Origin of the sequence: Streptomyces aidingensis (assembly GCF_900112355.1) — a bacterium.
Taxonomy (GTDB): domain Bacteria; phylum Actinomycetota; class Actinomycetes; order Streptomycetales; family Streptomycetaceae; genus Streptomyces; species Streptomyces aidingensis.
Map to the genome: position 1 here is coordinate 147,553 of NZ_FOLM01000014.1, position 13,917 is coordinate 161,469.

The following is a 13,917-nucleotide window of genomic DNA, read 5'->3' on the forward strand; positions in this document are numbered from 1 at the left end:
CCGTTTCATGCCGCCCCGGTGGCCTCACAGCGGTGGCTGGGCGTTGGCCAGCAGCCGGGTGAAATGCTCCGGGAACCAGCGGCCGAACGGCGGTCCGCCGGGCAGCGCCCCGGTCGGGCCCGCCGGGTGGCGGGGCGCGCACATCGGGTCGGCCCGCCGCCCCGCGGCGCCGGGGAACCCGGCTGCGGAACCGTCGGACTCCCCCGGCGGCTTGAGCCAGGCGTAGGCGTCGATGCCCGGCCCGGGGCTCGCCGCCGGCCGCTCCCCCAGCCCCGCGTTCTCCTGGTTGCACCAGTGCGTGGAGCTGTGCCGCCGGTCCAGCCGGCTGGCGTTGACATGGCTGTCCACCCCGGGCGCCCCGGCGGCCGGCCCGGTGGGCCGGTCCGGACCGCCCCAGCCGTTGCGGGAGGTGTCGACGATCATCCCGATGCCGGAGCCGAAGCCGAAGGAGACGAGCTGTTCGCGCAGCGTCCGGGCATAGGAGAGTTCGTCCAGATGGCGGTTTCCCCCGATCCAGCGGGAGTCGTGGACGGGGGTGCCGTGCACGGTGTCGGTGAGGTGGAGAAAGGGCTCGCGCAGCGCCCCGTAGCCGGCCAGATTGACGGTGAAGCCGTGCACATCGGCGGGCCGGGCACCGGCCGTGGTGGCGGCCTGGTAGAAGAGCTGCGCGACCGGGATGCGGCTGTCCGGCCGGCCCAGCGCTCCGTGATGGCCGGCGTCCAGATAGAGGTAGACCTGCGGCAGATCGCCCAGCCGGCCGAGCGCGTAGCCGATGCCCGCCAGGTAGTTGCCGTTGGCCTTCATGGTCTCGCACAGCGCGATGGCCGGCTGCCGTGGCCGGGTGTGGAGCACCAGGCTGCTCAGCGACTCCGGCTCGATCACGGCCACCACGCGCAGCGAGGCATAGGCCGGGTCGCCGAGGATGTCCGCGATCGGGTCGATGAACTCGGTGCGGTAGCGGCCGATGTCCCCGGGCCCCAGCTCGCCGTGCCAGGCCGGGCGGGCGCAGGAGCGGCCGGGCAGATTGTGCAGCACCAGCTGGATCAGGCCGGCGCCCTGGGCCAGCGCCGCGTCCAGGTGGTCGCGCAGGCCCATGGTCCGGCCGCCCGTCCCGCCCGCGCCGTGCACGGCGGCTGCCCGGTCGATCCAGACGGCGGTGGGCAGACCGGCGACGGCGGCGCCGCCCGGATGGGCCCGGGCCCGGGCGGCCCACTCCGGATCGACGTAGACCCGCACGCCCGCATAGGGGTTGTCCGCCCGCGGCTGGCGGGGGCCGGCCGGCCCGGCCGCCGGCCGGCCGCCGTCCCGGCTCTCCGCCCCAAGGGCGGGCGCGGTGCCGGAGACCGCCGGCGCCGGTGCGGCCAGCAGCGAGGCGGCCACGGCGGCTGCGGCGAGACGGCCCCCGCGGCGACGCCACCCCAGGCGCGATAACCAGTCGTCGAGGTGGGACAGAGACATGCGGCCGGCCTCCTCACGTCGGGCATGAACGTGAACGAGATGGGAGCGCTCCCAACCCCGGAACGTAGCATGCCCGTCACCCTCTGGCGAGATGCCGGACGTCTTCCGTTTCCCTGCCCCGCACACCGACCCGTGCGCGGACGGCAGCTTCCGGTGCGGGAGACGGCGGTCAGGCGGGTGCCGAGGCCCGCACCACCAGCTCGGTGGGCAGGACAACGGGCTCGGGGGGCAGCGGGGTACCGGCCAGATGACCGAGCAGCATCCGCGCGGCGGTCTCCCCCATCTCGTGCATCGGCTGCCGCACGGTGGTGAGCCGGGGATCGACCGAGACGGCCAGCGGCAGATCGTCGAAGCCGACCACCGCGACGTCCTCCGGGACACGCCGCCCGGCGGCGCGCAGGGCATGGAGGGCGCCCACGGCGGCCTGGTCGTTGAGGGCGAAGACCGAGTCGAAGCGCCGGCCCTCCGCCAGTGCCCGCTCGACCGCGGCCTGCCCGGAGGGCAGGGTGAACTCGCTGTCCAGGACCAGCTCCGGCCGCAGTGCCACGCCGCGCCCGGCAAGCACGGCGCGGAACCCCGCCAGCCGGTCCCGGACACAGCCGAAGTGCCGGGGGCCGAGGACCACCAGGGGCTCCCGGCGTCCGCTGTCCAGCAGATGGCGGGCAGCCGCGGCTCCGCCCTCGGCGTTGGTGGTGGCGACCGAGGGCAGCCGCGGGCGCTGCCCCTGGTCGTCGATGATCACCATCGGCAGGCCCTGACGGTGCAGGGTCTGGATGGCGGGCATGGTCTGGCCCGGGACGATGGCGAGCAGCCCGTCGAAGGCCCGGGCCGACACCTGGCCGGTGAACTGGGCCATGGACACCTCGCCGCGGTTGCAGGTGAAGAGCAGCAGGCCGTAGCCGTGCGCCTCGACCACATCGGCGACGCCCTGGAGCATCTCACTGACCCAGGGCCAGGTCAGCGAGGGCACCAGGACGGCCAGCGTCCGGCTGCTGCCCCGGGCCAGGTTGACCCCGCGTGAGCTGGGCACATAGCCCAGGTCCGCGATCACCGTGCGGACCCGCTCCGCGGTCTCGGAATCCACCTCGTCCTTGCCGTTGAGCACCCGGGAGACCGTGGTCTTGCTGACCGACGCGGCACGGGCGACGTCTGTGATGGTGACGCGCATGAGGGCTCCCTGGAGTCGTCGGGGCGCTGCCAACGCGCCGGAACCGGTTCCGGGACCGGTCCCGGAACCGGTTCCGGCGCGTTGGCAGCGCAGTCAACTCCCGGTCGTCCGAGTCGTCAAGACATCACGCGCGCACTCTCCGCACCACGCGGCCGAGGGCCCGGGGAGGTACGTCAGGGCACGAGGCCCGGCCCCGGCGCCGGCTGCCGCGGCAACCGGCACACCCGGGGCCCGGGAGGGCAGGCGGGGCGGTCCGGCGGGGCGAAAGGGCGAAAGGGCGAAAGGGCGAAAAGAGGGTGCCGGGGGGATGGGCGGATGTCTAGGATCGCCGGCCATGACGCATGTGGACGCTCAGGGGCGGCCGGAGCCGCCGGATCAGGCGGACGAGACCCGCACACTGCTGGGGTTTCTGGACTACCAGCGGGCGACGCTGGCCTGGAAGTGCTCGGGCCTGGACGCGGCGGGGCTGCGGGCCACGGTCGGGATCTCGTCGATGACGCTGGGCGGCATGCTCAAGCATCTGGCCTGGGTGGAGGACTACTGGTGTGCGTACCGGCTGCACGGGCTGGAGCCCGCCCCGGTCTGGGCGTCCGTGGACTGGGCGGCCGACCCGGACTGGGAGTGGAACTCGGCCGCCGGGGACAGCCCCGAGGAGCTGCGCAGGCTGTGGCATGAGGCGACGGAACGTTCCCGCTCGCTGGTCGGCCGGGCGCTGGCCGAGGGCGGTCTCGACCAGCGGGCCCGGCGCCCCGACCGGCGGGGCGCGCCGAGCCTGCGGTGGATCCTGTTCCACCTGGTGGAGGAGTATGCGCGGCACAACGGGCACGCGGATCTGATCCGGGAGTCGGTGGACGGCCTCACCGGCGAGTGACGGGCCCGTATCAGGTGCCGAGGGCGTGCCCGGTCGTGGCGTCGACGTGGGCGGGGATGTCGTCGTGCCGGTCGCCGACCGAGGAGGTGCCGGCGGGTTCGAAGACCAGGATCGAGGCGCCCTCGGGGGACGAGGGCTTGTGCTCGGTGCCCCGGGGGACGGTGAAGGCCGAGCCCCTGGGCAGCCGGACGGTGCGCTCGCCTCCCGGCTCGCGCAGCGCGATGTCGAGCCCGCCCTCGATCACCAGGAAGAACTCGTCGGTGTCCTCGTGAACGTGCCACAGATGCTCGCCCCGCACCTTGGCGACGCGCACGTCGTAGTCGTTGACCCGGGTGACGATGCGCGGGCTCCACAGGGCGTCGAAGGTGGCCAGGGCGTCGGCCAGGGCGATGGGGTTGTTGTCCATGGGGTGAGTCTCGGCGTTGTGCCGAGCCGGCGCGAGTGCTAGGAATCGCATATGGCGCAACGATCCTCGCATGCCGCGCGGCCGGCGGCCGGCGGTCCGCACCGGGTCGTGGTGATCGTGGACGAGAACTCGAATCCGTTCGAACTGGGTTGCGCGACCGAGGTGTTCGGGCTGCGCAGGCCCGAGATCGGCCGTGCGCTGTACGACTTCCGGCTGTGCTCCCCCACGCCGCGCACGCGGATGCGGGACGGCTTCTTCACCCTCACCGGGGTCGCCCCGCTGGAGGCCACGGAGGAGGCCGATACGGTCATCGTGCCCAACCGGCCGGATGTGGCGGTGCCGCGCCGCCCGGCCGTGCTCGACGCCGTGCGGCGGGCGCACGCGCGCGGCGCGCGCCTGGTCGGCTTCTGCAGCGGTGCCTTCACCCTGGCCGAGGCGGGGGTCCTGGACGGGCGGCGGGCCACCGCGCACTGGCAGTGGGCGGACGAGTTCCGGGCCCGCTTCCCGGCCGTGCGGCTGGCGGAGGATGTGCTGTTCGTCGACGACGGGCAGATCCTGACGGCGGCCGGCAGCGCCGCCGCGCTCGATCTCGGCCTGTACATCGTGCGCCGCGATCACGGGGCCGAGATCGCCAACGCGGTGAGCCGGCGGCTGGTCTTCGCCGCCAACCGGGACGGCGGGCAGCGGCAGTTCATCGAGCGGCCGGTGCCCGATCCGCCGGACGAGTCCCTGGGGCCGGTGCTGGCCTGGGCGCAGGAGCGGCTGGGCGAGCCGCTGACCGTCCCGGAGCTGGCGGCCCGCGCCGCGGTCAGCCCGGCGACGCTGCACCGTCGTTTCCGGGCCGAGCTGGGCACCACCCCGCTGGCCTGGCTCACCGGGGAGCGGCTGGCCCTGGCGTGCCGGCTGATCGAGCGGGGCGAGAGCCGGCTGGAGGTGGTGGCGCGGCGCGCCGGGCTGGGGACGGCCGCGCATCTGCGCGCCCTGATGCGGCGCCGGACGGGCCTGACGCCATCGGCGTACCGGCAGCGGTTCGGGCCGGTGACGGGAGCAGGCGCGGGAGCGGGGGAAGGGTAGCGGGGGCGGGGGCGCCGGGGGTACGACGCGGTCTTCATGCCGCCCGTGGGCACCGGCCCGGGTCCGGGCCGGTGCCCGCGGGTTCCGCTCAGACCGTGGTGCCCAGGGCCGGCGGCACGGCCGTCATGGGCGCGTCGGCCGGCGCCGCCGTTCCGGCCGGCCGGGTCCGGGGCTGAGGCCCGGCGGCCTCGGCGGCGCCCGCGGCCTCCGCGGCGTCTGCCGCGTTGGCGGCGGCGGCCGTGCGCTGGACCGGCAGCGAGCGGGGCAGCACCGGCCGCGGCGTGTGCACCGTAGCGTAGTCGGCCCCCAGCCGCTCGGGCGTCAGGTCGCCGGGCTCCTCGCCGAGCGCCAGCCGCAGGGCCGCCCACGGAACATTGACCCCGCACCGGGAGAGCTGATGCAGGCCGCCCGCCGGGCGGGTGTTGATGTCGAGGAGTACCGGCTCTCCCCGGTACATCCGGAACTGGACATTGCACAGATAGTGCAGCGCGAAGGTCTCCACCAGCCGCCGGGCCGGCTCCACCCAGGCCGGGTGCAGGGTGAAGCCCCGGCGGCGCCCCTTCTTCGTCCGCCCCACGGCCAGCCTGGCCCGGCCGTCCGGGCCGGTCAGGCAGTCCACGGACACCTCGGGCTCGTCAAGCCGCGGCATGACCAGCCAGTCCACGCTCCGCCGGGTGTCGCGCAGGGCCTGTACCACCAGGTCCAGCGGCACATAGGAGCTGGGATAGCCGGTGAGGTGGAGCAGGGAGAACGGGGCGCGCGTGATGATCCGGAAGCCCTCGCCGCCCGCGCCGGCCGCGGGCTTGAAGCACGCCTTGCCGCCCTCGGCCTCGATGGCGTCGACCGCGGCCAGCAGCCCGTCGATGCCGCTGACCCGCCACCACGGGGGCACCGGGAGTCCGGCGTCCTTGGCGCCGCGGTAGGCGGCGTCCTTGTCCTCGAAGGCGGTGACGGCCTCGGCGGGAGGAGTGAGCAGGGTGGTGCCGATGGCCTCGAACTCGGCCCGGTGGGCGGCGATGACACCCTGGTGCCAGCGCGGCACGAACACGTCGAACGCGTTGCGGCGGCACTGGTCGAGGGCGTACTCGACGTATCCGGCCGGGGAGAGTTCCTCGGGCTCCAGGGCCGCGGTGTCGGCGGCCGTCAGCACCGGCGAGTCCGGGTCGGTGTGACTGGCGTGGACGGTGACCGGCCGGCCCTGCGGATTATCGTGCAGCTGATCGATGAAGAAGACATTCTCCGCGTACGTGCGGTTGAGCCAGACGCGTACGCGGTGTGCCATGTGGGCCGCCTTTCATGTCACTCGGAGTTTTTGTTCACACTGACCGGTCCGCATTCCGCGGGCACGGTGAGGAAGGCTCTGCTGAGCCGTTGTATGCACTGAGGGCCGGCCGGAGGTGATCGGAACCGGGGCACACGTTGCGAGGGCGCGCACCGGTGACCGGATTCGGAGGTCTTCCGCCCGGCGAAGAGTGTTACGAAGATCATAGGACGTCCGGAGCCGTGCCGCTGCTACGGCGGTGTTACGGATCGTCCGCAGTGCTGACCGTTTCGCCCTCATTACACCTTTCAGGTGTCGAACACTGTTTTGCTACGCTTCCCAGTGGCCCGGCCGCCTGGTTCTGGCGCCGCGCCGCCGCCGCATGCGAGGAGTCCCCGTTTCGTGAGTCAGATACCCCCGCCGCCCGCCCGGCCGCCCCGGACCGAAGGGTCCCGGATCGCCGCCCTCCGGGAACGCGTCACCTCCCTGCCCAAGCCGTATCTGATCGGCGGCGCCCTGGTACTGGGCCTGGGCGGGGTCTATGTGGGCTCGCTCACTGTGGGCGGCGACACCGTCGCGCCGGGCACCACGGTGCTGGGCGTGGAGATCGGCGACATGACGCCCGAGGCGGCCGAGGACCGGCTGGCCGAGGAGCTGGCGGCCCGGCTGAAGGAGCCGCTGCGGGTCCGGGTCGGCCCGGCGGACGAGGCCGCCGCCGGCCAGGACCAGAACCAGGACCAGGACCAGGACCAGGACCAGCAGGAGCAGGGGTCAGGCGCGGAGGACGCCGGGGCCGGGGTGCACGAGGTGGACCCGGTGGCGGCGGGGCTCGCGCTGGACTTCGAGCAGACCGTGGACCAGGCCGAACGCCCCGGCCCGCTGGCCCGCCTCTTCGGCGCCGACGGCGGCGAGCTGGAGCCGGTGGTCACCGTCGACCGCGGCAAGGCCACCGCGACGCTGAACACCCTGGCCGAGGAGAGCGGCACCGAGCTGGTCGAGGGCGACATCGTCTTCAAGGACGGCCGCCCGGAGGCCGTGGAGCCCAGGGGCGGCACCACGCTGGACGTGGAGAACTCCGTGGACGTGCTGCGCGGCGGCTATCTGGTCACTCCCGCGGGCGATGCGGTGGAGCTGCCGGTGGCCGAGGCGCAGCCGCGCACCGACGCGGCCGAGGTGCGGCGGGCGATGTCCGAGTTCGCCGAGCCGGCGATGTCCGGCCCGGTGGAGCTCACCGCCGGGGACACCCGGATATCCCTCTCGCCCGCGACCATCGGCGCCCACCTGTCCATGGAGCCGGACGACGGCGGCGCCCTGGAGCCGGTGCTGGACGGCGCGGGGCTGGCCGCGGACGAGGCCGTCGCCGCCGCGGTGGAGGAGGCCGCCACCGAGCCGGTCAACGCGGTGCTGGGGCTGGACGGCGACGCGGTGACGGTGGTCGAGGACGGCCGGCCCGGCGTACGGGTCGACACCGAGGGCCTGGGCGATGCCGTGCTGCCGCTGCTGACCCGCGGCGGGGCGGAGCGCACGGGCGAGGTGGCCACCGAGGAGGTGGAGCCGGAGCTGAGCGCGGACAACCTGGACGAGCTGGGCATCACCGAGAAGATGTCCTCCTTCACCGTCCACTTCGACCCGGCGCCGTACCGGAGCACCAATATCGGGCGGGCCGCGGAGCTGATCAACGGCTCGCTGGTGAAGCCCGGAGAGGTGTGGAGCTTCAACGAGACGGTCGGCGAGCGCACCGCGGAGAACGGGTTCGTGGAGGGCGTGATCATCCTCGACGACCGCTACCAGAAGGCGCAGGGCGGCGGTGTCTCGGCGGTCGCCACCACCATGTTCAACGCGGTCTTCTTCGCCGGGGTGAAGCCGGTGGAGTACGGCGCGCACTCGTTCTACATCGAGCGCTACCCGGAGGGCCGGGAGGCCACGGTGGCCTGGGGCCATCTGGACAACCGCTGGGAGAACGACTCGGGGAACTCGGTCTACATCCAGGCCTCCGCCACGGACTCCTCGGTCACCATCAGCTTCCTGGGCACCAGGAAGTACGACGAGGTGGAGTCGGTCACCGGTCCGCGCACCAAGGTCGTCGAGCCGCAGACCCGGGTGAACACCGACGAGGAGTGCGTGCCGCAGCCGCCGCTGGAGGGCTTCGACGTCTCGGTGGACCGGGTGTTCCGCAATGACGGCGCCGAGGTGAAGCGGGAGACCTACAAGACCCACTACACCCCGCGCGACGAGGTGGTCTGCGAGCCCGAGGGATCGGAGGAGGGCGCCGGACGGCCGGACCCGGCGGCCGACGAGAACATCGCCGAGGCCTCCGAGACCGCCGGCGCGGGCGGCGGCTGACGCCCGCCCCCACCGCGCTCACCGCTCGTCCCCCGGACATACCGGGTGAAGGGTGCGGAGGGCCGGCCCGTGGTCCTCAGCAGCCGTGGGCCGGCCCTCCGCGTCCGGCCGCCGGTGGTCCCTTCCGCCCCCCGGAACGGACCACCGGCTCGCCGGGGTCTCACACGCTGAGCGCCTCGCGGACCCGCTCCGCCGCGCCCCCGTCGTTGTCGCCGGAGGAGGTGACCCGGCCGGCCTCCAGCACGTAGTAGCGGGCTGCGGCGCGCAGCGCGAAGTGCACATGCTGTTCCACCAGCAGCACCGACAGGGCGCCGCCGGCCGTGAGATCCAGCACGGTCTGCTGGATCTCGGCGACCACCGAGGGCTGGATGCCCTCGGTCGGCTCGTCCAGCAGCAGCAGCCGGGGCCGGGTGATCAGTGCCCGGGCGATGGCGAGCTGCTGGCGCTGCCCGCCGGAGAGCAGCCCGGCCGGGCGGCCGGCCAGCTCCCGCAGGACCGGGAAGAGGTCGAGCGCCTCGGCCATGGCGGCCCGGCCGTCCCGGTGGCCGTCGGCCACCAGCCGCAGATTCTCCGCGGCGGTGAGCTGCGGAAAGCTCTGCTGGCCCTGCGGCACATAGGCCATGCCGCGGCGCACCCGCTGATGGGCGGCGAGCCGGGTGACGTCCTCGCCGTCGAGGCGGACGGTGCCGCGCTGCGGCTTGAGCAGCCCGAGTGCCGCCCGCAGCAGCGTGGACTTGCCCGCGCCGTTGTGCCCGAGCACCGCCGCCACCCCGCCGGCCGGCACGGTCAGCGAGACGCCGTGCAGCACGGTGGAGCGGCCGTATCCGGCGGTCAGTCCGTCGATCTCCAGCATCATGCCTCCACTGCTCCGCCGGCCGCGGCGGCCTCCGCCGTGACGCCCGGGGTGGCGGCGGCCACGGATTCCGGTACGGTTTCGGGCGGCTGCCCGAGGTAGACCTCCTGCACCCGGGGGTCGGCCTGCACCTCGGCGACCGTGCCCTCGCTCAGCACCCGGCCGGCGTGCAGCACGGTGACGGAGGAGGCGAAGGCGCGCAGGAAGTCCATGTCGTGCTCGATGACCACCACCGTGCGGTCGCGGCCGATCCGGCGCAGCAGTTCGCCGGTGGCCTCCCGCTCCTCGTGGCTCATTCCCGCCACCGGCTCGTCCAGCAGCAGCAACTGGACGTCCTGCACCAGCAGCATGCCGATCTCCAGCCACTGCTTCTTGCCGTGCGCCAGGGTGCCGGCCGGGCGGTCCCGGTCGGCGGTCAGGCCGACGGTCTCCAGCGCCCGGCCGACCTCCTCGGGGATGCCGCGGCGCTGCCGCAGCAGGGTGCGCAGCGGGCGGCGGGCGCCGGCCGCGATGTCCAGGTTCTGCAGCACCGAGAGCTTTTCGAAGACGGTGGCGGTCTGGAAGGTGCGGCCGATGCCGAGCCGGGCGATCCGGTGCACCGGGCGGCCGAGGAGTTCGTTGCCGCCGAAGCGCACCGATCCGCCGGCCGCCGCCAGGCCGGTGACGGCGTCGACCAGGGTGGTCTTGCCGGCGCCGTTGGGGCCGATGAGGAAACGCAGGTCACCGGGGCCGACCCGCAGGCTGACGCCGTCGACGGCGCGGAAGCCGTCGAAGGTGACCCGCAGATCGGTGATCTCCAGGCTTTTCAGCTCGTGTTCGGACATCATGCGCCGGCCTCCTTCGCGGTGGTGGTGGAGGAGGAGGCGGCGGCGGTGGCGGGGCCGGACCGCGCCGGCGCCTCCCGGGGGTCCGGTTCCGGTTCCGGGTCCGCGCCGGGGGCGCGGCGGGAGCGGAGCCGGGGCCGGCGCGGCAGCAGCCGGCCGAGCGAGGCCAGGCCGCCGGGCAGGAAGGCGACCACCACGATGAACAGCAGCGCCTGGAAGTAGGTCCAGCCCGCCGGGAACTCCTCCGAGAGGGTGGTCTGCGCCCAGGCCACCGCGATGGCGCCGAGCGCGGCACCGGGCAGGCTGGCCCGGCCGCCGATGGCCGCACCGATCAGGAACTCGATGGACGGCACCACCCCGATCAGGGCCGGGGAGATGATGCCCACCGCGGGCACGAACAGCGCCCCCGCCATCCCGGCCATGACCGCCGAGTAGACGTAGGCGAACAGCTTGACCAGCGTCGGGTCGTAGCCCAGGAAGCGGACGCGTTCCTCGGAGTCGCGGACGGCGACCAGGAGTTCGCCGTAGCGGCTGAGGAAGATCTGCCGGGTGAGCGCCATCAGGCCGAGCAGCACCCCGGCGATCAGGAAGTAGATCATCCGCTTGTTGACCGGGTCCAGCAGCGAATAGCCGAAGAATCCCTGGAAGTTGGTCAGGCCGTTGGTGCCGCCGGTGGTGGCCTGCTGGCCGATCAGCAGCAGTGAGAAGGCGAAGGCCAGCGCCTGGCTGAGGATGGCGAAGTAGGCGCCGCGCACCCGTCTGCGGAAGACGAAGTAGCCGATCAGGACGGCCAGCGCGGCGGGCAGCAGCACCACCCCGGCCAGCGCGACGGCCGGGCTGGCGAACGGCGCCCACCACCAGGGCAGGGTGTCGGAGTCGCCGTAGAGCAGCATGAAGTCGGGAAGCTGCCCGGGCCCGGCGTCGGCCAGCTTCAGATGCATGGCCATGGCATAGCCGCCGAGGCCGAAGAACAGTCCCTGGCCGAGGGTGAGCATGCCGCCGCGTCCCCAGGCCAGGCTGATGCCGATGGCGACGATGGCGAAGCACAGGTACTTGGCGAGCAGGCTGAGCCGGAAGTCGCTGAGCACGGCCGGGGCGACGGCGAAGAGCAGCAGCGCCCCGAGGGCGAAGCCGAGCGGTGCCCGCCAGCGGGCCCGGCGCGGGGAGGTGGCCGCGGGGCCGGCCGCGGTGGCTGCGTCGGGTCTGGTCGTTGCGGTCATACGAGACTCCGGGTGCGGAGGGTGGAGATGCCCTGGGGGCGCCACTGGAGGAAGGCGACGATGCCGACCAGCACGGTGACCTTGGCGACCGAGACGGTGGCGGAGTACTCCACCACGGCCTGGAGCACGCCGAGGGCGAAGGCGGCGATCACGGCTCCGCGCAGCCGTCCGATGCCGCCGACGACCACCACCAGGAAGGCGTCGATGATCAGGTTGGTGCCCATGGTGGGCCCGATCGGGCCGACCAGGGTGAGGGCGACCCCGGCCAGGCCGGCCAGGCCGGAGCCGATGAAGAAGGTCACCCGGTCCACCCGGGCGGTGGCGATGCCGGACGCCTCGGCCAGGTCCCGGTGCTGCACCACGGCGCGGATGCGCCGGCCGAGCGGCGACACGCGCAGCGTCAGGGCCAGGGAGACGAGCGCGGCCAGGGCCAGCGCCAGGATGAAGATCCGGTTGTGGGCCAGGGTGAAGGGGTGCTCGCCGCCGATGAGCCGGACATTGCCGGTGAGCCATTCGGGGGCACGCACCTGCACATTGGGGGCGCCGAAGATGTCCCGGGCAAGCTGCTGGAGGAAGAGCGAGACGCCCCAGGTGACCAGCAGGGTGTCCAGCGGCCGGGCGTAGAGGTGCCGGATGAGGAGCCATTCCAGCAGCACGCCCATGGCGCCCGCGACCAGGAAGGCCAGCGGGAGGGAGAGCAGCAGCGAGACGCCCGCCCCGCCGATGGACTGCTGGAGCACATAGGTGGTGTAGGCGCCGGCCATGATGAACTCCCCGTGCGCCATGTTGATGACGCCCATCTGTCCGAAGGTCAGGGAGAGGCCGAGCGCGATCAGGAGCAGCACCGCGCCGATGCTGATGCCGGTGAAGGACTGGCTGAGGAAAACGGTCATGAGCCGCGCCTGTCGTCCTGGTGGGTGGTCGGGGGCAGGGGCCGGGAGGGGGCCGGCGGGGGCCGGGCGCCGGGCCCGGGACGGCGGGGAGACCGTGCCCGGGCCCGGTGCCGGGCGCTGCGGGTGCCCGTGGATGCGGGCCGGCGGTTGCCGTTCGGGGGCGGCGGGCCGGGCCGGGGGCCGGCCCGCCGGGGTGTCAGGACAGGCCCTCGGCCCAGTCGTAGCCCTTGAGGTAGGGGTCGGGCTTGATGGGGCCGTCGGAGGACCAGACCTCGGTGATCAGGCCGTCGGCGCCGATCCGGCCGATGCGGTTGGTCTTGTGGATGTGCTGGGTCTCGCCGTCGATGGTCACCAGGCCCTCGGGGGCCTCGAAGGTGATGCCGTCGGCGGCTGCCTTGACGTCCGCCACGTCGAACGAGCCTGCCTTCTCCACCATGGCCTTCCACAGGTAGACGGAGGTGTAGGCGGCCTCCATCGGGTCGGAGGTGGGCTTGTCCTCGCCGTACTTGGCCTGGTAGGCGGCGACGAACTTCTCGTTGGCCGCGCCCTCGGTGGTCTGGTAGTAGTTCCAGGAGGTCAGCTGGCCCTCCAGATACTGCGCGCCGATGGACTTCACCTCCTCCTCGGCGATGGACACCGAGACCACGGGCATGGTCTCGGCGGTCAGCCCGGCGGAGGTGTACTCCTTGAAGAAGGCGACGTTGCTGTCGCCGTTGAGGGTGTTGAAGACCGCGTCGGCGCCGGCGGACTCGACCTTGTTGGCGATGGTGGCGAACTCGGTGGAGCCGAGCGGGGCGTAGTCCTCGCCGAGGATCTCGATGCCGTGCGCCTCGGCATAGGCCTTGATGATCTTGTTGGCGGTGCGCGGGAAGACATAGTCGCTGCCCACCAGGTAGAGGGAGTCCACGCCCTCCTCGGCCAGATAGTCCAGGGCCGGCACGATCTGCTGGTTGGTGGTGGCCCCGGTGTAGAAGATGTACGGCGACTGCTCCAGGCCCTCGTACTGCACGGGGTAGAACAGCAGCGCCTTGTTCTGCTCGAAGACCGGGAGGACGGCCTTGCGGCTGGCCGAGGTCCAGCAGCCGAAGACGGCGGCCACGCCGTCCTGGCGGATCAGCTTCTCGGACTTCTCGGCGAAGGTGGGCCAGTCCGAGGCGCCGTCCTCGCTGATGGGCTCGATCCGGCGGCCGAGCACCCCGCCGGCCGCGTTGATCTCCTCGATGGCCAGCAGCAGCGCGTCGCGCACGGTGACCTCGCTGATGGCCATGGTGCCGGACAGCGAGTTGAGCAGACCGACCTTGACGGTGTCCTCGCTGATGTCCGCCGTGGCTCCGGGGCCTTCGCTCTCCTCGCCGGCCTTGGCGCCGCAGGCGGGGAGGGCGAGGGTCCCGGCGAGTACCAGGGCGAGGGCGGCCAGGCCGCGTCTGCGGACTCTCCGGGCGCGTGGTGCTCTCAGGGCTGTGGACATGGAACCTCCTGGCCCCGGGCGGGGCGTGGAACGGTGAGGGTTCGGCCGGGCGGCGGCGCCCGGCGGGGGATGGCCCAC

General features: G+C 73.3%; 12 protein-coding genes. 3 read left to right on the top strand and 9 right to left on the bottom strand.

Features of this window, described 5'->3' with window-relative positions:
- Positions 1 to 24 precede the first annotated feature (24 nt).
- Together BM242_RS22700 and BM242_RS22705 are read right to left on the bottom strand one after the other, a co-directional pair.
- Positions 25 to 1,458, bottom strand: coding sequence for a glycoside hydrolase family 6 protein (locus BM242_RS22700; RefSeq protein ID WP_093840756.1), 1,434 nt, complete (start codon positions 1,456 to 1,458; stop codon positions 25 to 27).
- 169 nt (positions 1,459 to 1,627) lie between these two features.
- Positions 1,628 to 2,626, bottom strand: a complete 999-nt coding sequence (locus BM242_RS22705) for a LacI family DNA-binding transcriptional regulator (RefSeq protein ID WP_093840757.1) — start codon at positions 2,624 to 2,626, stop codon at positions 1,628 to 1,630.
- 334 nt (positions 2,627 to 2,960) lie between these two features.
- Here BM242_RS22705 and BM242_RS22710 point away from each other — a divergent pair, with 334 nt between their 5' ends.
- Positions 2,961 to 3,497, top strand: coding sequence for a DinB family protein (locus BM242_RS22710; protein WP_093840758.1), 537 nt, complete (start codon positions 2,961 to 2,963; stop codon positions 3,495 to 3,497).
- A 10-nt stretch (positions 3,498 to 3,507) separates the two neighbouring features.
- On the opposite strand, the gene BM242_RS22715 is transcribed toward BM242_RS22710, so the two are convergent.
- Entirely contained in the window at positions 3,508 to 3,903 is a 396-nt protein-coding gene (locus BM242_RS22715; RefSeq protein WP_093840759.1) for a cupin domain-containing protein, read from the bottom strand.
- Between the two features lie 51 nt (positions 3,904 to 3,954).
- Here BM242_RS22715 and BM242_RS22720 point away from each other — a divergent pair, with 51 nt between their 5' ends.
- Positions 3,955 to 4,977: a GlxA family transcriptional regulator gene (locus BM242_RS22720; RefSeq protein ID WP_093840760.1), complete on the top strand. Its 1,023-nt coding sequence runs from the start codon at positions 3,955 to 3,957 to the stop codon at positions 4,975 to 4,977.
- Positions 4,978 to 5,065: 88 nt separating this feature from the next.
- On the opposite strand, the gene BM242_RS22725 is transcribed toward BM242_RS22720, so the two are convergent.
- Positions 5,066 to 6,259, bottom strand: a complete 1,194-nt coding sequence (locus BM242_RS22725; protein WP_093840761.1) for an ATP-grasp domain-containing protein — start codon at positions 6,257 to 6,259, stop codon at positions 5,066 to 5,068.
- Positions 6,260 to 6,640: 381 nt separating this feature from the next.
- Between BM242_RS22725 and BM242_RS30925 the strand changes: the two genes are divergently transcribed.
- Positions 6,641 to 8,581: a VanW family protein gene (locus tag BM242_RS30925; protein ID WP_281254707.1), complete on the top strand. Its 1,941-nt coding sequence runs from the start codon at positions 6,641 to 6,643 to the stop codon at positions 8,579 to 8,581.
- 160 nt (positions 8,582 to 8,741) lie between these two features.
- Here the strand turns inward: BM242_RS30925 and urtE are convergent, their stop codons facing one another.
- From urtE to urtA, 5 genes are all read right to left on the bottom strand, one after another.
- Positions 8,742 to 9,434, bottom strand: coding sequence for an urea ABC transporter ATP-binding subunit UrtE (gene urtE / locus BM242_RS22735; protein WP_093840798.1), 693 nt, complete (start codon positions 9,432 to 9,434; stop codon positions 8,742 to 8,744).
- A complete protein-coding gene (gene urtD, locus BM242_RS22740) occupies positions 9,434 to 10,261 on the bottom strand; it encodes an urea ABC transporter ATP-binding protein UrtD (RefSeq protein WP_217652571.1) in 828 nt (275 codons plus the stop codon). The genes urtE and urtD overlap by 1 nt, the downstream gene beginning before the upstream one ends.
- Entirely contained in the window at positions 10,258 to 11,478 is a 1,221-nt protein-coding gene (gene urtC / locus BM242_RS22745) for an urea ABC transporter permease subunit UrtC (RefSeq protein ID WP_093840763.1), read from the bottom strand. Before urtC ends, urtD begins: the two co-directional genes overlap by 4 nt.
- Positions 11,475 to 12,371, bottom strand: coding sequence for an urea ABC transporter permease subunit UrtB (gene urtB, locus BM242_RS22750; RefSeq protein ID WP_093840764.1), 897 nt, complete (start codon positions 12,369 to 12,371; stop codon positions 11,475 to 11,477). Before urtB ends, urtC begins: the two co-directional genes overlap by 4 nt.
- Before the next feature lie 196 nt (positions 12,372 to 12,567).
- The gene (urtA, locus tag BM242_RS22755; protein ID WP_093840765.1) at positions 12,568 to 13,839 is read right to left on the bottom strand and encodes an urea ABC transporter substrate-binding protein; all 1,272 of its coding nucleotides are present in this window, start codon (positions 13,837 to 13,839) and stop codon (positions 12,568 to 12,570) included.
- Between the last annotated feature and the right edge of the window lie 78 nt (positions 13,840 to 13,917).

What these genes read in the sequence shown, in the direction of transcription:
- BM242_RS22700 (WP_093840756.1), bottom strand. Translation starts at nt 1,458, where the DNA reads ATGTCTCTGTCCCACCTCGACGACTGGTTATCGCGCCTGGGGTGGCGT.
- BM242_RS22705 (WP_093840757.1), bottom strand. Translation starts at nt 2,626, where the DNA reads ATGCGCGTCACCATCACAGACGTCGCCCGTGCCGCGTCGGTCAGCAAG.
- BM242_RS22710 (WP_093840758.1), top strand. Translation starts at nt 2,961, where the DNA reads ATGACGCATGTGGACGCTCAGGGGCGGCCGGAGCCGCCGGATCAGGCG.
- BM242_RS22715 (WP_093840759.1), bottom strand. Translation starts at nt 3,903, where the DNA reads ATGGACAACAACCCCATCGCCCTGGCCGACGCCCTGGCCACCTTCGAC.
- BM242_RS22720 (WP_093840760.1), top strand. Translation starts at nt 3,955, where the DNA reads ATGGCGCAACGATCCTCGCATGCCGCGCGGCCGGCGGCCGGCGGTCCG.
- BM242_RS22725 (WP_093840761.1), bottom strand. Translation starts at nt 6,259, where the DNA reads ATGGCACACCGCGTACGCGTCTGGCTCAACCGCACGTACGCGGAGAAT.
- urtE (WP_093840798.1), bottom strand. Translation starts at nt 9,434, where the DNA reads ATGCTGGAGATCGACGGACTGACCGCCGGATACGGCCGCTCCACCGTG.
- urtD (WP_217652571.1), bottom strand. Translation starts at nt 10,261, where the DNA reads ATGATGTCCGAACACGAGCTGAAAAGCCTGGAGATCACCGATCTGCGG.
- urtC (WP_093840763.1), bottom strand. Translation starts at nt 11,478, where the DNA reads ATGACCGCAACGACCAGACCCGACGCAGCCACCGCGGCCGGCCCCGCG.
- urtB (WP_093840764.1), bottom strand. Translation starts at nt 12,371, where the DNA reads ATGACCGTTTTCCTCAGCCAGTCCTTCACCGGCATCAGCATCGGCGCG.
- urtA (WP_093840765.1), bottom strand. Translation starts at nt 13,839, where the DNA reads ATGTCCACAGCCCTGAGAGCACCACGCGCCCGGAGAGTCCGCAGACGC.